The following is a 19,633-nucleotide window of genomic DNA, read 5'->3' on the forward strand; positions in this document are numbered from 1 at the left end:
CTGGAAAACTGAGGTGTGGTAACTCCAGTCTCCCAAATCCGCTCCGAATGGACAACCTCCCGAAAGCTCACACCTAGAGCATGATGCCGAAAAGTGTGATCGGCTTTCGGACGACCTCATGCTCTACTTCTTTGTTTCTTGAGCGGATTCAGATTTCAGGTCGAACAGACTTGAAATCATCCGGCTCTAGTGCCGCGCTTTCGTAACATCCATGTGACATGGCTTGTTTTCCGATATCACAGCAAACCTATTCTTGCCATTGTGACAGATGCGACTTGCTCCGTTCTGAACGCTCGCTCGGCTATTGCCCAAATGTAAAAAGCTCTGGTCGCAATGCGACCAGAGCTTTTGCTCATTCGAATGCCAGAGCGATTCAGCTTTTCATGGGGTCATTGAACCGCTCTATCCTTCGTTTCCACGCAATTCCTGACAGAAACCGCTGCGCACTTTTCCTGAAACCCCAGCTGAAATCAGGCAGCCTGTTCGCGATCCTTCGTCCAGTTCCCCTTGGCGGCAAGATAATTCATCTCGGCGCGATGGGTGAAGGCGCGCTGGCCGGCGGCGACGTTTTCCGGCTTGCCGCCCCATGCCTTCAGTGCGCTGTCCTGCAGGGCGCGCCCGTAAGAGAAGGTCACATGCCAGGGCAGATCATGGCCGGAGTTGATGGCGGAGAGATGCGCGGTCGCCTCTTCGGTGGACTGGCCGCCGGAGAGGAAGGCGATGCCGGGAACGGCGGAAGGAACGGTTTCCTTCAGAACCTTGACGGTACGCTCGGCGACCTGTTCGACGGAAGCCTTGCGGACCTTCTTGCCGTCGATAACCATGCTCGGCTTCAGGATCATGCCTTCGAGATTGATGCGGGCTTCCGCGAGCTCCTGGAAGACGACCTGCAGCGTCCAGCGGGTAACTTCTTCGCTGCGGTCGAGGCTCTGCGTGCCGGGCTCGCCATCCATCAGCACTTCCGGTTCGACGATCGGGACGATCTTGGCCTGCTGGCAAAGAGCGGCGTAGCGGGCGAGCGCGTGAGCGTTGGCCTTGATGGCGCCGAAGGTCGGCAGCGTGTCGGAAACGGCGATCACGCCGCGCCACTTGGCGAAGCGGGCGCCGGCCTCATAATATTTCGCCAGGCGATCGGCAAGGCCGTCGAGACCTTCGGTGACGGTTTCGCCGGGGAAGCCGGCCAGCGGCTTGGCGCCGACGTCGACTTTGATGCCGGGGATGCTGTCTGCAGCCTTGATGATGTCAACGAAAGGCGTGCCGTTCGCAGCCTTCTGGAAGAGGGTTTCCTCATAGAGGATGACCCCGGAGATGTACTTCCGCATTGCGTCGTCGGAGCGAAAGAGCATTTCGCGATAGTCGCGGCGGCTCTCTTCCGTGGATACGAGAGAGATAGTGTCGAAACGCTTCTTGATCGTGGCGGTGGACTCGTCCGCCGCCAGGAGGCCCTTGCCACCGGCAACCATCTTTACGGCAATGTCTTCAATTCGTTCGCTCATTTTGTTTCTCCAAGGCGATTTCAGTCGGCGTCAAGAACAATATAGATCGGCGATAACAGAAGTGTAGAAGGAGGGAAATGGCAGGCTAACTAATTGAAACGATTGAAATGATTTCAACCGTTTGAAAGTCTTGCATATGATCCTAGCATCCATGGAAAAGCCGCGAAAGATCTAGCTTTCGCGGCTCTGCGGTTCATAGCAGTAAGGCTTGCTTACTTGCTGGCCTGCAGGACGGCGACGCCCGGCAGGACCTTGCCTTCCATCCATTCGAGGAAGGCGCCGCCGGCCGTCGAGACATAGGTGAAGTCATCGGCAACGCCGGCATGGTTGAGCGCGGAAACGGTGTCGCCGCCGCCGGCGACGGAGGTCAGCTTGCCGGCCTTGGTGCATTCGGCGGCATATTTGGCAGCCGCGACGGTCGCTGCATCGAAGGGCGTGATTTCGAAGGCGCCGAGCGGGCCGTTCCAGACCAGCGTCGTGGCGCGGCCGACCCAGTTCTTTATGGCCTCGACCGACGTAGGGCCGACATCGAGCACCATCGCATCGGCCGGAATGGCTTCGATGGCGACGACTTCATTGTCGGCGCCGGCCTTGAACTCGCGGGCGACGACGCCGTCTTCCGGCAGAACGATCGCGCAGCCGGAGGAGGCGGCTTCGATCATGATCTGCTTGGCGGTATCGGCGAGATCATGCTCGCAGAGCGACTTGCCGACATTGGTGCCGCGGGCGGCGAGGAAGGTGTTGGCCATGCCGCCGCCGATGACAAGCGCATCGACCTTCTTCACGAGGTTCATCAGAAGGTCGATCTTCGTGGAAACCTTGGCGCCGCCGACGATAGCAACGACCGGACGGACCGGATTGCCCAGACCCTTTTCAAGGGCTTCGAGCTCCGCCTGCATCGTGCGGCCGGCATAGGCCGGCAACAGTCGGGCGAGGCCTTCGGTCGAAGAATGGGCGCGGTGCGCAGCGGAGAAGGCGTCGTTGACGTAGATATCGCCATTGGCGGCGAGCGCTTTGGTGAAGGCTGCGTCGTTCTTTTCTTCTTCCTTGTGGAAGCGCGTGTTTTCAAGCAGCAGAATGTCGCCGTTGTTCATCTTGGCAACGGCGTCTGATGCCGGGGCGCCGATGCAATCCGAGGCGAAGAGAACGGCATGATCCAGAACCTCCTCGACAGCCGGCACGATAAGGCCAAGGGAAAGATCCGGGGAAGGGCCGTCCTTCGGGCGGCCGAAATGGGCAAGCAGGATGACCTTGGCGCCCTTTTCGGACAGTTCGAGAATCGTCGGAGCGACACGTTCGATGCGGGTCGCATCGGTGACCTTGCCATCCTTGACCGGCACGTTGAGGTCGACGCGGACGAGCACGCGCTTGCCGGTGATGTCGGTGAGATCGTCGAGGGTTTTGAAGGCTGCCATGGGAGGATCCAATATTGTTGGTGGCGTGAAGCGCGCCGACCATACTACGGATGATCGGAGACGCAAGGACGGTTCAGCGTTTCATCGGCGCGCTGAAGCATTCCGTTCCTTTAATTTTTCTCCATTCCGAACGCAAACCGTTGCACGTTTTTCCTGGAGTTACTCTCGAGCGGGATGCCGAAAAGTGTGAGCGGTTTTCGGGCGACATCCCGCTCTCACCTTTTGATTTGGAGCCGGATGATTTCAGGTCGAACAGACCTGAAATCATCCGGCTCAAGGCATTCAGGCGTCGTTCTTGCCCGTCGTCGAATCGCCCGAGACTGTTTCGTCCGCGCGCTCGCGGCGTTTGTGCACGTATGCGCGGATGCCCTGCAGGATATCATGGAGATTGATGAAGATCGGCAGGATGACGGGCGGTTCCACCGCTTCCAGCGACATGCCGACGGACTGGATATGGTCGTTCTCGTCGAGGTCGCGGACGATGAGGATGATCTCGCCCAGACGAACGCGATCGGCATAATCAGCCTTGCCGCCCAGCCGATGGCGCATGAGTTCGGCTATCGTGAGGCCCTTCTCCTGTTCGCTCAGCAATCCCGGTCCATAGGCGGCATCGAGATCTGCGGCTGGACGCAGCGGCGAGATCGAGAAAGCGCCGAAGAATTCGGCATCATCCGGATCGACCGGCGCGCGGCTGGCGAAGATGCGGTCGAGCAGGCGCGAATAGTTGGGGGAGACGAAAAGATAGACGATATCGCTTTCGCGCAGGCGACCGGCATATTGATAGCGCATGGATTTGCCGTCGCGCACGACGAGCGAAGGCGTGGCCCAGCGGGGAATGCGTTCGCCGCGCAGGACCGGACTGTCTTTCACGACGCGATAGGAGAGAAGCTCGTGGTTGACGGTACCAGGCAGATCGACTTCGACCTTGTCGATCGCCCCCATGCGCGGGGGAACGATGAGGCCGAGGCGACGTGCCATCGGTTTGATGGTCCAGCCCTGGACGAGCAGCGACACCAGCACCACGATGAAGGCGACGTTGAAATAGGTTTGGCCCGACTGCAGATTGCCGAGTATCGGCATGATCGCCAGAAGAATGGAGACTGCGCCGCGCAGGCCGACCCAGGCGACGAAGCCGGTCTCCCGCTGTGTGTAGTCGAAGGGCAGCAAGCAGAGCCACACGGCGATCGGCCGGGCGATGAAGATCAGGAACAGCGCCAGCGCTACGGCAGGAATGGCAATCGCCGGAAATTCCGATGGCGTTGCGAGCAGGCCGAGCACGAGAAACATGATGATCTGCGCCAGCCAGGTCATGCCGTCCTGGAAGCGTTTGATCGAGGCGGATGCCGGCAGCTTCCGATTGCCGGCATAGATGCCGGCGACATAGACCGCGAGGAAGCCGCTGCCGCCGACGGCGCCGGTGAAAGAGAAGACGAGGAGCGCCAGCGCCAGCACGAAAATCGGCGTCAGGCCACGATCCGTTTCGAGCCGGCCGACGATCAGGACGATCATCATGCCGCCGAGCAGACCGAGAATGACGCCGAGCCCCATCTGCTGGACGAAGGTTGCGAGCATGGCGAGATTGATGCCGGCATAGCCTTCGCCGCTTGCGAGAAGCTCGACCAGGGCAAGCGTCAGGAAGATCGCCATCGGGTCGTTGGTGCCGGATTCGACTTCCAGCGTGGAACGCACCTTGTCACGGATATTGATGCCGCCGATACGCAGCAGGAAGAAGACGGCGGCCGCATCCGTCGAGGCGACGATGGAGCCGAGCAGCAGGCCCTGCAGCCAGGTGAAGCCAAGCAGCCAGGTGGCGGCAAGGCCGAACAATGCTGCGGTTACGATGACGCCGACGGAGGCAATGGTCAGCGCCGGTGCGGCAGCAAGTTTGAAGGCCTGGATCGGCGTGCCATAGCCGGAATCGAAGAGGATGATGGCAAGCGCCAGCGAGCCGAGGATATAGGCGAGATAGTTGTTGGAGAATTCAATGCCGAGGCCGTCGGTGCCGGCAGCAAGGCCGATCATCAGGAAGAGCAGCAGCAAGGGAGCACCGAAGCGGAAGGCGAGGAGGCTGGAGAAGGCCGCAATGAGAATGAGGACCGTGCTGATCAGCACGATGACGTAAAATGCCTCCACCTTGTCTTCCCCTTTCCGTGCGCCGATGCCGGGCCAAAACCCGGAATGCGAAAATCCCTTCGTCATCCCATGATGCAGTCTTGCCGGCCACATTGGCAAATATGGCCTTATTCAGAGGAAAGCTTTACGACCGAAGCCCGCTCTGACGACTGCGACGTCATGGTGTGATGCGCTTTTGCCAGAACGGCGAAGCGGCTTGGAATGCCCTCGGAGACTTCCTACCCAAAATTTATTGTTAAATCTGGACCATAGCAGGGCAGGGAGGGCAAAGATTGGGGCGTTTTGAAGGGCAACTGCGATTGGCGTTACTGAAACCCCAGAACGCATTTCGAAATTGACAATAAGTCATTCTGCAGCCCGAAACGTTTAAATTCACGGATAGCGATGAAGTGCTCATGAATGCTTTGGCCCATACTGAAAGGCTCGCGCCGAATGAGTAAGGGTATCGATACCGCCGCTCACACATCCACGCGCTTGAAATAGATTGGATAGTCGATCACCAGCCCATCCTCGTCCACCGGAAGATCGACGGTGAAATCCCTGTCTTCGGCGGCGTAGCGATAGAGTTTCTCCGGTACGATGCAGGCGTAGTGCTGACCGTCTCGTACCGGCTCGAAAGTGTCGAACGGGATATAGAGCATGGAAAGCCTGGCGGTTCCGCTTTCCGGGGCCATCTCCAGCCGGCGGATCGGCAGGCTGTTGGTGAAGGGCGAGCCGTAGAGGTCGATATCGATGCAGCCATCGAATTGCGGCAGGGGCTCGCCATCCTCGGTGCGCCAATGCCCCTTGCCGTCCGACAGCAGCGCGAGACGGCGTCCATCGGTGGTTTCGACGGAAAAGGAAAGAACGGCCCAGCCGGCGGAGCAGTCTATGCGGTAGGAGACGCCGTAGGGCGTGCCGCCGCGTCCGCCAATGATAATGCCGGCGGCGCGGATGGCCGCGGCGCCGGCATTAGGGATGGGAGCGACTGTGAGATGCTCCAGCCCGTCTCCTTCCATGGGACGCCAGCGGACTGTCGTCGGAAGGAGCGGGCGGAAGGTCACGATCAGATCAGCTTTGCGAAGGCAACTGCCGTGTCGGACATGCGGCTGGAGAAGCCCCATTCGTTGTCGTACCACGACAGGACGCGCACGAAGTTGCCTTCCATGACCTTGGTCTGGTCGGTCGCGAAGATCGACGAGTGGCTGTCATGGTTGAAGTCGCGGGAAACCAGCGGCTCGTCGGTGTAGCCGAGGATGCCCTTCAGCTTGCCGTTCGAAGCAGCCTTGATGGCCTCGTTGATTTCGCCGACCGTCGTTGCCTTCTTGGCCACGAACTTGAAGTCGACAACCGAGACGTTCGGGGTGGGAACGCGGATCGAGGTGCCGTCAAGCTTGCCCTTCAGATGCGGCAGAACGAGACCAACGGCCTTTGCGGCACCGGTCGAGGTCGGGATCATGGACAAGGCTGCGGCGCGGGCGCGGTACAGGTCCTTGTGCATGGTGTCGAGCGTCGGCTGGTCGCCGGTGTAGGAATGGATTGTCGTCATGAAGCCGTGGTCGATGCCGACGGCGTCGTCGAGAACCTTGACGACCGGCACCAGGCAGTTCGTGGTGCAGGAAGCGTTGGAGATGACCATGTGCTCCCTGGTGAGCTGGTCGTGGTTGACGCCGAAAACGACGGTCAGGTCGGCGCCGTCGGCAGGAGCCGAAACGATGACGCGCTTGGCGCCGGCCGTCAGGTGAGCGGCGGCCTTGTCGCGGGCCGTGAAGATGCCCGTGCATTCCATGGCGATGTCGACGCCGAGTTCCCGGTGCGGCAGCGTTGCCGGATCCTTGATCGCGGTGACCTTGATCGGCTTGCCGCCGCCAACGATGATCGTGTCGCCTTCGACCTTCACTTCGGCCGGGAACTTGCCGTGGATGGAATCGTAACGCAGCAGGTGAGCGTTGGTCTCGACCGGGCCGAGGTCGTTGATGGCAACGACTTCGATGTCGGTGCGTCCCGATTCGACGATTGCGCGCAGTACGTTACGGCCGATGCGGCCAAAACCGTTGATGGCTACTTTTACAGTCATTGAAATTCACTCCCGTTCACTCAGGGTGTTTATCTATTGGATTTGAGAGCGCTTGTCAGCGCCCTCAGGAAAGCTTTGCCTCAGCAGCGGCGACGACGGCTTCCGTCGTGATGCCGAAGTGCTTGTAGACGTCCTTGTACGGGGCCGAAGCGCCGAAGCTCTTCATGCCGACGAAGGCGCCTTCCGGCCCGATGAAGGCATCCCAGCCTTCGCGGACGCCGGCTTCGACAGCGATCTTGACCGGCGAGTTGCCGATGACATCCTTGCGGTAGGCTTCAGGCTGCTCGAAGAAGAGTTCGGTGCAGGGAACGGAAACGACGCGCGTGGAGACGCCCTTGCCTTCGAGAACCGTGCGGGCGGCAACGGCGAGTTCGACTTCGGAGCCCGACGCGAAGATCGTCACCTTGGCGTCGGCATTGCCGGCCAGCGTGTAGGCGCCCTGTTCGCAGAGGTTCTTTTCGCTGTACTCGGTACGGGCGGCCAGCAGGTTCTGACGGGTCAGGGCGAGGCCGGACGGACGGTTGGTCGTCTTGATGGCGATCTGCCAGCATTCGGCCGTTTCCGTGGCGTCCGCCGGGCGGAAGAGCTGCAAATTCGGGATAGCGCGCAGGCTGGCGACCTGCTCGACCGGCTGGTGGGTCGGGCCGTCTTCGCCGACGCCGATGGAATCATGCGTCAGGACGTGGATGGCGCGGATGCCCATCAGGGCGGCAAGACGCAGCGACGGGCGGCAATAATCCGAGAAGATCAGGAAGCCGCCGCTGTAGGGGATGAGACCACCGTGCAGCGCGATACCGTTCATCGCGGCAGCCATGCCGTGTTCGCGGATACCCCAGTGCATGTAGCGGCCGGAGAAATCGGTCGGGGTGATCGACTTCATCTGGCTGGTCTTGGTGTTGTTCGACGGCGTCAGGTCGGCGGAGCCGCCGATCGTTTCCGGAACGAAGCCGTTGATGACTTCGAGCGCATCTTCCGATGCCTTGCGGGTGGCGACCGTCGGCTTGGTTTCGGCGAGCTTCTTCTTGTAGTCGCTGATGGCGGCGTCGAATCCAGCGGGCAGCTTGTGATCGAAGCGGCGGGTGAATTCAGCCTTCTTGGCTGCGTCGGCTGCGGCAAGGCGGCCTTCCCAGGCTTCGCGGGTGCCGATGGAGCGTTCGCCGGCGGCGCGCCATTCACCGAGGACGTCGTTCGGGATGACGAAGGGCTCGTAGGGCCAGTCGAGTGCGACGCGGGTCGCAGCGATTTCCTCAGCGCCAAGCGGCGAGCCATGGACCTTGTGCGTGCCCTGCTTGTTCGGAGCGCCGAAGCCGATGATCGTCTTGCAGGCGATCAGCGTCGGGCGGTCGGACTTATGTGCGGCTTCGATGGCGGCTGCGATGGCGGCCTGGTCGTGACCGTCGATTTCGATGGTGTTCCAGTGAACGGCCTTGAAGCGGGCAACCTGATCGGTCGAATCCGAAAGCGAGACAGCGCCGTCGATGGTGATGGAGTTGTTGTCCCAGAAGAGGATCAGCTTGTTGAGCTTGAGGTGGCCGGCAAGCGCGATCGCCTCATGGCTGATGCCTTCCATCAGGCAGCCGTCGCCGCACATGGCATAGGTGTAGTGATCCTGCAGCTCGGGGCCGAATTCCTCGCGCAGCTTGCGCTCGGCGATCGCCATGCCGACGGCATTGGCAATGCCCTGTCCGAGCGGACCGGTTGTGGTTTCGATACCGGTGGCGTGGCCATATTCCGGATGGCCTGCGGTCTTGGAGCCGAGCTGGCGGAAGCGCTGGAGCTCTTCGACCGTCATGTCCGGATAGCCGGTGAGATAGAGAACCGAGTAAAGCAGCATCGAGCCGTGGCCGGCCGACAGGACGAAACGGTCACGGTCCGGCCAATGGGGGTTCTTCGGATCAAAGCGCAGATATTTGCCAAAGAGAACGGTGGCGACATCGGCCATCCCCATCGGCAAACCGGGGTGACCGGAATTGGCCTTCTCGACAGCATCCATGGCAAGGAAACGGATCGCATTCGCCATCCGATCGTGTTGTTCGCGAGAGTTCATGGGTTTTTCCGCAATGTTCCGGGTTCGAGGGATGACCGCACGCTTGGGAGGGAGGCCATCGGTTGAAAGGCGGATGAAGGGAAGGCGCTCTTCCGAACGCCATTTCCAACGTCGCCTCAGGCGGCTGAGACATAGCAGCTAGGGCGAGCAAGTCAACAAATCGAGGGCTCAATCCGGCCCCTCAGAGGCAATTTTTTGACATTTGCCCGTTCACTTTTACAAAAGACGACAATCATGCGACAGGGCCTGTGTGGCGGGCAAAGGTGGCGTTCATCCACAGAATAGGGGGGCTGCCACATGACGGCCTTTATTGACGTGCTGTTGCCGAGTTGAATATTGTTGCGAAATCAGACAAGTGGCCGGATGTTTTGATTCGGGGCCTCGCGCGGAGAAGCGAAGGGTATGACACCTTCAGGCAAAACGGTGGACGCGGCGCTCGCCCAGTTGCGCCAGGCGCTCTCGACTTTGGAGAGCGCCCTCGACGGACGGTTCGAGCGGGAACGGGCGCAGAGCGATATAGAAGGCGAGGTGCGGCGGGTTCATGCCGACCGTTCGCGTCTTGCGCAGGAATTGGATCAGGCCGAGTTCCGTGCGAACCGGCTCGAAGAGGTCAATCGTGAAGTGTCGCGCCGGCTGGTTACGGCGATGGAAACCATAAGAGCCGTGCTGGACCGCTGATCTCTCGGGAGGCAGCCGGCGAAGCGCGGCAATGATCGGAAAGTCGAATGGCACAAGTAACGGTAACGATCGACGGCAAAGCCTACCGGATGGCCTGCGAAGAGGGCCAGGAAGAGCATCTGACGGATCTCGCCAGCCGTTTCGATCGTTACGTCCTGCATTTGAAGAGCCAGTTCGGCGAAATCGGCGACCTCAGGCTGACCGTCATGGCCGGCATCATGATCATGGACGAGGTATCGGAGCTGACACGCCGTGTCTCCACGCTTGAAGCCGAGCTGCAATCGCTCACCAGCAATCGCGACACGACGCTTGCCGCCAATGCCCGCGCCGAGGAAACGCTGGCGAGCGTCATCGACGAGGTGACGACGCGCATCCATGGCATTACCGAGAAGCTTCTGGAGCGGCCGGGCGTCGAGCAGGCTTGAGTTTATTTTCTGCGGATGCCGGCCGTCCGCCACTGGCATCCGGCCCGAAAGCTCTTTATATAGTTCAGGCGGTCTGCGCTTCCCGACAGGAACCACAATCCCTGGGGCCATACTCGATCCAAAGGGAGCTGTCCCTGACCAGGCCTGTGGGCCTGGACACACGGTGCCCACCTACGTTTGTAGGCGCCCAGGATCGTAAACATCCATCGGTTGTCGTGGATCGCTCTTCAAATTTTCCGGCTGATGGCCGATTTTCCGGCCGATAGCAAAGGAAGGCGCCGCGCAGTTCTTTTGCCGCGCTGGCGCCACTCCTCCTCCCCTTGACTTTTCAAGCGTCCCTAGCTTTTCGAGCGCAAGTAGGCACCGCGTTCGAGTTCCGCGCGGTTGATCGCGCTACGCAGCCGCAGCAGATCCTTGCGGGCGATCAGCCCGACGAGGCGGCCAGTCTGTGGTTCGACGACGGGAACGCGTCCCGTATCGGCCTGGATCATGATGTCGGCGACGCGGCCGACCGTATCCTCCGCATGGGCGACGGGAAGCGACGTATCCGAGATCACGTCATAGAGCGACTGGTCCATGAGCTCCGGCTCGCCCTGCCAGCGCAGGGCATCGGCGCGCGAGATCATGCCGACGAGGCGATCATTGTCGCCGACGACGGGATAGAAGCGATGCGCATCCGGCCGATCCGTCATCTGCGCCAGCGCTTCCGACAGCCGCATGGACGCCGGCAAGGTATCGACCTTGGCGATCATGATGTCGCGGGCGCGGGTGAGCTCGAACGGGTCGATGCCATATTCGCGGGTGATGTGCTGGCCGCGCCGGGCAATCTTTTCCGTCAGAATGGATCGTTTCAGCAGCAGCACCGTGACGGCATAGGCCGCTACGGTGGCGGCAAGCAGGGGCACCAGCGCGCTCGTATCTCCCGTCAGCTCGACGGCGAAGAAGGTGCCTGTCAGCGGGGCGCGCATCGTGCCGCCCATCATCGCTGCCATGCCCAGCATCGCCCAGAAGCCGGGATCGCCGGGCAGGACAAGGCCGACCAGCCAGCCGAGCGCGCCGCCAAGGATGAGCAGCGGCGCCAGGACGCCGCCCGACGTGCCCGAAGACAGCGCGACCAGCCAGATGCCCGCCTTGACCAGCAGGATCGCAAGCACGGCGCCGACTGCGATGCGGCTGTGCAGGAGATCGGCGATGATGTCGTAACCGACACCGAGCGAGCGGGGCTCGATCAACCCGCCAAACCCGACGACGAGGCCGCCGAGCGCCGGCCACCACATCCAGTGGATCGGCAGCTTTTCGAAAGCGTCCTCGATCTTATAGAGAAGGGTCGTCAGCAGGCCGGATTGCAGGCCCGCGACAATGCCGAGGCCGGTAGCGAGGAGGATGCCCCACCAGGAGAGCGCCATATCGAAATGGGCGGGAAACAATGCACCGCTGCCGATCAGCAACGGACGCCAGACGACGGAAACGCAGGCTGCGACCGCGACGGGAATGAAGCTGCGCGGCTTCCATTCGAAGAGCAACAGTTCGACGGCGAGCATGACGGCGGCGATCGGTGTGCCGAAGACCGCGGTCATGCCGGCTGCGGCGCCGGCGACGAGCAGGGTCTTGCGTTCAGCGGCACTCATATGGAAGAGCTGCGCAAAGAGCGAGCCGATAGCGCCGCCGGTCATGATGATCGGGCCTTCCGCGCCGAAGGGGCCGCCGGAGCCGATCGAGATTGCCGACGACAGCGGCTTCAGTACCGCCACTTTCGGCGACATGCGGCTTCCGCCGATCAGGATTGCCTCGATGGCTTCTGGAATGCCGTGGCCGCGGATCTTTTCCGAACCGTATCGCGCCATGAGGCCGATGACGAGGCCGCCGAGAATGGGAGCGGCGACCATCCAGGGTGAGCGCGTCACCACAGCAAAGGATAGCGGTTCGGTGCTGATCTTGAACAGCCAAACGGCATTGCTGACGAGCGCGATGAGGTTGATCAGCACCCAGGCGGCGAATGCGCCGCCGGTGCCTACGACGAGCGCCATGGCAATCAGGACCAGGACACGCTTGTCCGTGGTGAAATCGCCGTTGTCCTTGCGGGAGGCCCCGCCGGAGAAATCGTGGCTGTGACTTTGTTGGGTAGTGCTGTCCTGCATTGGGGGCCTTCTGTGCTAAGCGTGCGCGGCCATCCTTCAGCCGTTCCGCGCTTCGAGATGGCAAATATATCGTAATGCGATATAAATCAACTGGGATCGCGAGCAGCGGCAAAGAGGATGATTTGATGGTGCGACGTTTGAATGAAACCCTTTCGCAGGCGGATTACGAGGCGCTTGCGACGTTGCGCCATACCCTGCGCAAGTTCATGGATTTCAGCACCTCGGCAGCGCATGAGGCGGGTTTGCCCCCCCAGCAGCATCAGGCGCTGCTTGCCATCCGGGGAAACCGCGCCGGCGAGGCGATGACGATCGGCATGCTGGCGGAAAAGCTGCTGATTGCGCCGCATACGGCGACGGAGCTTGTGGGGCGGCTGATTGATGGCGGCTATGTTACCCGCCATCCCGATCCCGCCGACAAGCGCCGCCAGACTTTGCAATTGACGGAGAAGTCCGAAGAGGTTCTTCAGCGGCTCAGCTCGATCCATCTGGCCGAAATTCGCGATATGGCGCCGAGGCTGATCGAGATTCTCACGCATCTGCAGGCGGGCGTCCAAGACAGATGAGGATGCCATCGCCGCTACCGGTCGGCGATGGCGCTGGAAATCATTGACCGAGGCGGATGCCGCCGTCACAAATCAGCGTGTGGCCGCTGGTAAAGCCGTTGCCGATCAGGAAGGCGATGGCCTCGGCTATTTCCCCAGGCCGGCCGACGCGACCGACGGGCGTACGGGCTGCAAAGCTGGCAAATGTCGGCTCTTTCTGATCCGCGCTCAGGAAATCCCACCAGGGCGTGTCGACGACTCCCGGCGAAATGCAGTTCACCCGGATCGGCTTGAGCTCGACAGCCAGAATCGGCGCGAGCGCGGCAATGGCGGCATTGATGGCCCCCAGTCCCGCCGTTCCAGGCATGGCGGCCTGTGCCGATACGGCGGAGACGAAGGTGATGCTGCCCTGCTTCGACAGATAGGGCAGGCAGGCCTGGGCACAGGCGAAATGCGCCATCGTCTTCTGCTCGAAGCCTTTCCTGACATCGGCGAGATCGACCGTGGCGAAGGGGCCGGCGCCGTTGCCTCCGCCCAATGCCAGGACGAGATGGTCGAGCGGGCCGATCGCCGCGAAGGCGGCGGGAAGACCGGCGAGGTCGGCGGCATCCATGACGGCTGCGGCGACGTCGCCGTCTAGGTTCTCCGCTGCTGCACGCAGCTTTGCGGCATCGCGGCCGGTGATCGTGACCCGATATCCTTTTTCGAGAAGATGGGCGGCGGCCGCAAGGCCGATACCGGATGAACCACCGACAATTACGGCATGTTGAGACGACATGGGTGTCTCCTTTCTAAAGGGGGAGTGGGTAAAGAGCTCAGGCCTGGCCGGTAAGGCTCTGGCTGAGTGTCCGCAGGCTGCTGCGCGCGGCTGCGTCGTAGGCCTGGGCATCGGCGCGTGAAGGACGAAGCCCGTCGAAATAGAGACCGGTGCGTCCGTCCAGAGCATCGCTCATTGCGAGATTGAGGATGGCATCGGCGCCCTGCTCGACTGTGCTTAGCGGCGCAACGCCAGCCTGACGCACCATCGTCGTATCCATATAGGTCGCCGGATGGAGGCAATTGACGGTGATGCCGGAACCCATCAGTTCCTCGGCAAGATCGAAGGTGAAGATGATCTGCGCCAGTTTGCTCTGACAATAGGCGCGCACGCCGCTGTAGCCGCGCGTCAGCATAACGTCGTCGAAGTCGATAGGCTGCTGGCCGACGGAAGACACATTGACGATGCGGGCCGGGCTGCCCGCCCGCAATAGCGGCAGCAGTCGGCGCGTCAGCAGGAAACCGGCTAAATAATTGACGGCAAAACGCAGCTCGTGTCCGTCGCGGCTTGTCTTGCGCCCCGCATCGCCGCCGCTGGTGCCGATGCCGGCGTTGTTGATCAGGATGTCGAGACGATCATGATCGCGCTCGATAGCATCGGCCAGAGTCCGGACCTCATCCAGCGAGGAGAAATCCGCAAGGTAGAAGGCCGCTTTTCCGCCCGCATCGCGGATGCGGGAAACCAGAGTTTCGGCTCGCACCTCGTTTCGGCCGTGCACTAGCACGAAGGCGCCCGCTGCCGCCAGCCTTTCGGCAACCCGGCGGCCGACGCCATCGGTCGAACCGGTGATTAGGACTGTCTTACCGCTCATGTTCATCGCATTCGTCTCCACATCAACGACGAACTGATATTTGGCAGCTTACGGAGGCTGCAAACAGTTCTGACTTTATCCTAGTATCGATCCTGCTATGATAAGGGATGACCATCAATCCAAACCAGACCATTCTGGAAGCCAGGCGCCGCGAGTTCGGCGCCTTCCTGCGTTCCAGGCGAGAGAAGCTGACGCCGGCAGGCGTCGGGCTTCCGGAAGGGTTTCGGCGCCGGACGCCTGGGCTCAGGCGCGAGGAAGTGGCACTTCTCGCCGGTGTCGGGACCACCTGGTATACGTGGCTGGAACAGGGCAGGGATGTGCGTGCCTCCGCGGAGGTTCTTGGAGCACTGGCGGATGCCTTGCGGCTTGATCCGGCCGAGCGGCGCCACCTCTTCACTCTCAGCGATCGATCTTCAGCGGATCAGCCGTCGCACGGGCCGGAGGATGTGCCCGATGCACTGCGGCGGATGCTTGCAAGCCTTGCCGGCCAGCCGGCCTATGTTCTCGGCCGTCGCTGGGACGTATTAGCCTGGAATGCGGCGGCTGTCGCACTTTTCGGCGATTACGGCCTGTTGCAGGGCGACGCGCGCAACAGCGTCCATCGCGTGTTTACCGATCAGACCCATCGGCAGCTTCTCGTCGATTGGGAGAGCGTGGCGGCGAATTCGCTAGCGATGTTTCGCGCCGACAGCGCCCGCTATGCCGGCGATCCCGATTTCGAACGGCTGATTGCCACCTTAATGCGGGCAAGCCCCGAGTTCCGCGCCTGGTGGCCGAGACAGGACGTGTTGCAGCCCCTTGCCGGGCACAAGCGGCTGCGCCACCCTGAAGGCGGGCTGATGACATTCGAATATACCGCGCTGGCGGTCATGGACCGGCCCGATATGAAGCTGGTGGTCTATACGCCGCTTGACGAGGATGGGACGAGCGGCAGGCTGAAGGAACTGCTGCGCCGGAACAGCATCGCCTAGCTTTCAGCTTTCCAGATCGTTTTTCAGCCGATCGAGGATGGACAGCGCGTGGCCGGCATAGGCGCTGATCCAGCGGTCGTGAATCTGCTTGATCGGAAGGCTGTTCAGATGGTTCCAGCGCTCGCGGCCATCCTTCCTGGCGATCACGAGATTGGCTTCTTCCAGCACTTTCAGGTGCTGCATGACAGTGCAGCGGTCCATATCCGTGAAGGCTTCGCAGAGCATGCCGGTCGTGCGCGGAGCATCCTTGAGCAGATCGAGGATCTCGCGCCGGCGACGATGCGCAAGGGCCTTGAAAATGAGGTCGCCGTCCGATTCGTTTGACATGTTATATTTTTATAACATAATGGGGCTGCTCGCAATGGAGCGATAGCGACAAACGGACAACGGAGCAGATGTCATGACATTGAATGTTCGGATTTCAGGACGGATCGGCCGCAAGGTTGACGAAGTCTTCGATGCGGTCGTCAATCCGAAGAAGCTTTCGAGCTATTTTACGACGGTCGGCGGGGCGAGTGCGCCGCTCGTGGCGGGGACTACGGTCATCTGGTGGAACAAGGCGCCCGTCGAGGTCAATCAAGTGGAGGAAAACAAGCGCATCGTCTTTCACTGGGATGGCGGCACCGGCGAGGATGGCGTTCGTTACAGGACGAAGGTGGAGATGACCTTCGACGCCCTCGAGGACGGCGGTACGCTTGTGATCATCGAAGAATCCGGCTGGCGCGAAGACGAGGCCGGCCGTCGCGGCACCTATCTGAATTGCGAGGGGTGGACGCAGATGCTCTGCTGCATGAAGGCCTTCGTCGAATACGGCATCAACCTGCGTGAAGGGTTCTTCCTCAGCGAAATGCGTGGCGAACCGGCGGAAGCGCCGGATCGCTGAAAATGCCCGGATACAGTGAAGGGCTCCCTCGGCTCATCCACGCAAACTGGCGTGGATGAGCCGATTTTGTATTTGCCGCTGCGCCCCAATCTCTCATTCCGCGATCCGGTTGACTGGGTAAGACGGAGATCTACTTAGCGTCGTGACGCGCTCTGGGGTATCCGGCAAAATCTGCTTTTCCGGCGCCTATGCGGCGACACGGAGATCTCCGTTCGAAAGGCGCGGCAGGGCAGGTGACCGGGCAGCCGATTCCTGATACGGAGCTGCACTCGGGGGTGGGAGCAAGGATCACTTTTGCGCGTAGGGATGAGCTCAAAAGCCGGGGAAATGACAAAATCCTTTGAATAACGGCGGATTCATTGCTGGCGGAACAGGGGTCTGCGCCAAAATTGCCTAATTTTAGAACGATGGGAGCGCGCGTCATAACGGGCCTGTGAAAGAAGTGTATACGGCGACGCGCAAACACATCGCCGGTGTTACTGGACATCCGAACAATCGGGACCGAGAAGGTCAATATAAACAGGTAGAGCATGTCGAGCCCAATCGATCTGGAAAATGCCGATGAGGAATTGGAAGAGAGTCGCGGTATCGTCGGTCTGCTGAACCGCTACCGGACCCTGATCGTCGCTCTTCTTACCGTCGCCGTCTTCTGCATCGCCGGTTATGCGATCTACGACCTGACCACCGAAGTGCGCTACGACGACGTCGTTCACGCCTTGACGACGACGAAGATCTCGTCGGTACTGCTGGCGCTGCTGTTCACCGGCCTGAGTTTCGTCTCCCTGATCTATTATGACCAGAACGCGCTGGAATATATCGGCAAGCGGCTGCCGTTCCCGCATGTGGCGCTGACCTCCTTCAGCGCCTATGCGGTCGGCAATACCGCGGGCTTCGGCGCGCTCAGCGCCGGTGCGATCCGCTACCGCGCCTATACCCGGCTCGGGCTGTCGCCCGACGACATCACCCGCGTCATCGCCTTCGTCACGCTCGCCTTCGGTCTTGGTCTTGCGGCCGTGGGAGCTATCGCGCTCCTGGTCATCGCCGACGAGATCGGCCCGCTGATCAGCGTCGATGGGTTGTGGCTGCGGCTGATCGCCATCGTCATTCTTGCGGCGCTGGCTTTCGTCGTCTATGCCGGCCGCAATGGCCACGAGGTCCGCATCGGACCGATCGCCGTGCGCCTGCCGGATTCGCGCACCTGGTCGCGGCAGTTCCTCGTCACCGCATTCGATATCGCAGCATCGGCCTCCGTGCTCTATGTGTTGCTGCCGGAAACCTCCATCGGATGGCCGGGCTTCTTCGCCATCTATGCCATCGCTGTCGGCCTTGGCGTGCTCAGCCATGTTCCGGCCGGTTTCGGCGTTTTCGAGACGATCATCATCGCCTGGCTCGGCAGCTCGGTGAATGAAGATGCCGTGCTGAGTTCGCTCGTCCTCTATCGCGTCATCTACAACGTCATTCCTCTCATCATCGCAATCGCCGCAGTATCGGTGGCGGAGCTGCGCCGTTTCGTGGATCATCCGGCGGCTTCCAGCATGCGCCGCATCGGCGCCCGCCTCATGCCGCAGCTATTGTCGGCCTTCGCGCTGCTGCTCGGCATGATGCTGGTCTTCTCGAGCGTGACGCCGACGCCGGACCAGAACCTGATCGTCCTGTCCGATTACCTGCCGCTGTCGCTTGTCGAAAGTGCGCACTTCCTTGCGAGCCTTCTCGGGCTTGCGATCATCGTGGCGGCGCGCGGTCTCAGCCAGCGCCTCGACGGCGCCTGGTGGGTGTCGAGCTTTTCAGCGCTGCTGGCCCTGTTCCTGTCGCTGCTGAAGGCCATCGCTGTTGTCGAGGCCGGATTGCTGGCCTTCTTCGTCTTCAGCCTCGTCATCAGCCGTCGCCTGTTCAGTCGGCCTGCTTCGCTGCTCAACCAGACGCTGACGGCCGGCTGGCTGACGGCCATCGCAGTGATCTGCATCGGTGCCATCGTGGTCCTGTTCTTCGTGTACCGCGATGTCGGATACAGCAATCAGCTCTGGTGGCAGTTCGAGTTCGCCGACGAGGCGCCGCGCGGCCTTCGCGCGGCACTCGGCATCTCCATCCTATCGTCTGCGATCGCAATCTTCAGCCTCCTGCGTCCCGCAACCAAGCGCCTGGAGCCGGTGACCGACGATGCGGTGGCGCGTGCCGTCGAAATCGTCCGCAAACAGGGCGTGGCCGACGCCAATCTGGTGCGCATGGGCGACAAGAACATCATGTTCTCGGAAAAGGGCGATGCCTTCATCATGTACGGCAAGCAGGGCCGCTCGTGGATTGCGCTCTTCGATCCGGTCGGTCCGCGCCAGGCGCTGCCCGATCTCATCTGGCGTTTCGTCGAGACCGCGCGCGCGGCAGGCTGCCGTTCGGTGTTCTACCAGATTTCGCCGGCGCTTCTGTCCTATTGCGCGGATGCGGGCCTGCGTGCCTTCAAGCTCGGCGAATTGGCCGTGGTCAACCTCGCCAATTTCGAGCTCAAGGGCGGCAAATGGGCCAACCTTAGGCAGACCGCGAGCCGCGCGGTTCGCGACGGACTAGAATTTGCCGTTATCGAGCCTCAAGATATACCCAGGTTCATGGATGAGCTTACCCATGTATCCGATACATGGCTTGCCGATCACAATGCCAAGGAAAAGGGCTTCTCGCTTGGTGCGTTCGATCCGGAATACGTGTGTTCGCAACCGATCGGCGTGTTGAAAAAGGATGGTAAAATCGTCGCTTTTGCGAATATTCTGATGACGGAAACCAAGGAGGAGGGATCCGTCGACCTGATGCGTTTTTCGCCCGAGGCCCCCAAGGGTTCGATGGATTTTCTGTTCGTGCAGATCCTCGAATATCTTAGGGAACAGGGCTTTCACCGCTTCAACCTCGGCATGGCGCCGCTATCGGGCATGTCGAGACGGGAATCGGCGCCGGTATGGGACAGGGTCGGGGGGACCGTCTTCGAGCACGGCGAGCGCTTTTACAATTTCAAAGGGCTTCGTGCCTTCAAATCCAAATTCCATCCCGAATGGCAGCCGCGCTATCTGGCGGTTTCGGGAGGTGTCAGTCCAATGATCGCGTTGATGGATGCCACATTCCTCATCGGGGGCGGACTTAAGGGGGTCGTGAGGAAATGATCTTGAAATACGCAATGTCATTGGCTTTCGCATGCATCTTGTCGATGAGCCTGCTGGTGTCGGGTCCGGCGCGCGCGGAAG

The 19,633-nt window shown here is 61.1% G+C and carries 16 protein-coding genes and 1 other RNA gene; 7 read left to right on the forward strand and 10 right to left on the reverse strand.

The genetic code is table 11. The features are described from left to right. Positions 1-470: 470 nt before the first annotated feature. The 6 genes from Q4Q11_RS23985 to tkt all read right to left on the reverse strand — a co-directional run bounded on the left by Q4Q11_RS23985 (position 471) and on the right by tkt (position 9,147). Positions 471-1,496: a class I fructose-bisphosphate aldolase gene (locus Q4Q11_RS23985; RefSeq protein WP_112503131.1), complete on the reverse strand. Its 1,026-nt coding sequence runs from the start codon at positions 1,494-1,496 to the stop codon at positions 471-473. Between the two features lie 212 nt (positions 1,497-1,708). Then, entirely contained in the window at positions 1,709-2,911 is a 1,203-nt protein-coding gene (locus Q4Q11_RS23990; protein WP_498571042.1) for a phosphoglycerate kinase, read from the reverse strand. 282 nt (positions 2,912-3,193) lie between these two features. Further along, positions 3,194-5,044 carry a potassium/proton antiporter gene (locus Q4Q11_RS23995; RefSeq protein ID WP_112503808.1) on the reverse strand — a complete coding sequence of 617 codons (1,851 nt, stop codon included), beginning with the start codon at positions 5,042-5,044 and terminating at the stop codon, positions 3,194-3,196. A 458-nt stretch (positions 5,045-5,502) separates the two neighbouring features. Beyond that, positions 5,503-6,087: a putative glycolipid-binding domain-containing protein gene (locus Q4Q11_RS24000; RefSeq protein ID WP_498571043.1), complete on the reverse strand. Its 585-nt coding sequence runs from the start codon at positions 6,085-6,087 to the stop codon at positions 5,503-5,505. Positions 6,088-6,089: 2 nt separating this feature from the next. Beyond that, positions 6,090-7,100 carry a type I glyceraldehyde-3-phosphate dehydrogenase gene (gap, locus tag Q4Q11_RS24005; protein ID WP_112503142.1) on the reverse strand — a complete coding sequence of 337 codons (1,011 nt, stop codon included), beginning with the start codon at positions 7,098-7,100 and terminating at the stop codon, positions 6,090-6,092. 64 nt (positions 7,101-7,164) lie between these two features. Next, positions 7,165-9,147: a transketolase gene (tkt, locus tag Q4Q11_RS24010; RefSeq protein WP_498571044.1), complete on the reverse strand. Its 1,983-nt coding sequence runs from the start codon at positions 9,145-9,147 to the stop codon at positions 7,165-7,167. 402 nt (positions 9,148-9,549) lie between these two features. Here tkt and Q4Q11_RS24015 point away from each other — a divergent pair, with 402 nt between their 5' ends. The 3 genes from Q4Q11_RS24015 to ssrS all read left to right on the forward strand — a co-directional run bounded on the left by Q4Q11_RS24015 (position 9,550) and on the right by ssrS (position 10,476). Continuing rightward, positions 9,550-9,825 (forward strand): DUF4164 domain-containing protein, encoded by a 276-nt coding sequence (locus tag Q4Q11_RS24015; protein ID WP_498571045.1) that lies wholly within the window; start codon positions 9,550-9,552, stop codon positions 9,823-9,825. Between the two features lie 47 nt (positions 9,826-9,872). Then, complete coding sequence (locus Q4Q11_RS24020; RefSeq protein WP_112503148.1) at positions 9,873-10,250, forward strand: cell division protein ZapA; 378 nt, start codon at positions 9,873-9,875, stop codon at positions 10,248-10,250. A 67-nt stretch (positions 10,251-10,317) separates the two neighbouring features. After that, positions 10,318-10,476, forward strand: a non-coding RNA gene (gene ssrS, locus Q4Q11_RS24025) — 6S RNA. A gap of 112 nt (positions 10,477-10,588) precedes the next feature. Here ssrS and Q4Q11_RS24030 read toward each other — a convergent pair. Further along, positions 10,589-12,388 carry a chloride channel protein gene (locus Q4Q11_RS24030; RefSeq protein ID WP_498571046.1) on the reverse strand — a complete coding sequence of 600 codons (1,800 nt, stop codon included), beginning with the start codon at positions 12,386-12,388 and terminating at the stop codon, positions 10,589-10,591. 125 nt (positions 12,389-12,513) lie between these two features. Between Q4Q11_RS24030 and Q4Q11_RS24035 the strand changes: the two genes are divergently transcribed. Beyond that, positions 12,514-12,951, forward strand: a complete 438-nt coding sequence (locus Q4Q11_RS24035; protein WP_112503152.1) for a MarR family transcriptional regulator — start codon at positions 12,514-12,516, stop codon at positions 12,949-12,951. Between the two features lie 40 nt (positions 12,952-12,991). Here the strand turns inward: Q4Q11_RS24035 and Q4Q11_RS24040 are convergent, their stop codons facing one another. After that, entirely contained in the window at positions 12,992-13,708 is a 717-nt protein-coding gene (locus tag Q4Q11_RS24040; protein WP_498571047.1) for an SDR family oxidoreductase, read from the reverse strand. A 37-nt stretch (positions 13,709-13,745) separates the two neighbouring features. Beyond that, positions 13,746-14,564 (reverse strand): SDR family NAD(P)-dependent oxidoreductase, encoded by an 819-nt coding sequence (locus tag Q4Q11_RS24045; RefSeq protein WP_498571048.1) that lies wholly within the window; start codon positions 14,562-14,564, stop codon positions 13,746-13,748. Between the two features lie 101 nt (positions 14,565-14,665). On the opposite strand from Q4Q11_RS24045, the gene Q4Q11_RS24050 reads away from it, so the two are divergent. Beyond that, the gene (locus Q4Q11_RS24050) at positions 14,666-15,529 is read left to right on the forward strand and encodes a helix-turn-helix transcriptional regulator (protein ID WP_113213573.1); all 864 of its coding nucleotides are present in this window, start codon (positions 14,666-14,668) and stop codon (positions 15,527-15,529) included. Between the two features lie 3 nt (positions 15,530-15,532). Here the strand turns inward: Q4Q11_RS24050 and Q4Q11_RS24055 are convergent, their stop codons facing one another. After that, complete coding sequence (locus Q4Q11_RS24055; protein WP_112503164.1) at positions 15,533-15,856, reverse strand: metalloregulator ArsR/SmtB family transcription factor; 324 nt, start codon at positions 15,854-15,856, stop codon at positions 15,533-15,535. A 73-nt stretch (positions 15,857-15,929) separates the two neighbouring features. Here Q4Q11_RS24055 and Q4Q11_RS24060 point away from each other — a divergent pair, with 73 nt between their 5' ends. Both Q4Q11_RS24060 and mprF read left to right on the forward strand, forming a co-directional pair. Continuing rightward, the gene (locus tag Q4Q11_RS24060) at positions 15,930-16,412 is read left to right on the forward strand and encodes an SRPBCC domain-containing protein (protein ID WP_112503168.1); all 483 of its coding nucleotides are present in this window, start codon (positions 15,930-15,932) and stop codon (positions 16,410-16,412) included. A gap of 530 nt (positions 16,413-16,942) precedes the next feature. Next, a complete protein-coding gene (gene mprF, locus Q4Q11_RS24065) occupies positions 16,943-19,552 on the forward strand; it encodes a bifunctional lysylphosphatidylglycerol flippase/synthetase MprF (RefSeq protein WP_498571049.1) in 2,610 nt (869 codons plus the stop codon). Positions 19,553-19,633 lie beyond the last annotated feature (81 nt).

The sequence above is a fragment of the Rhizobium sp. UFLA01-1127 genome (assembly GCF_059803845.1).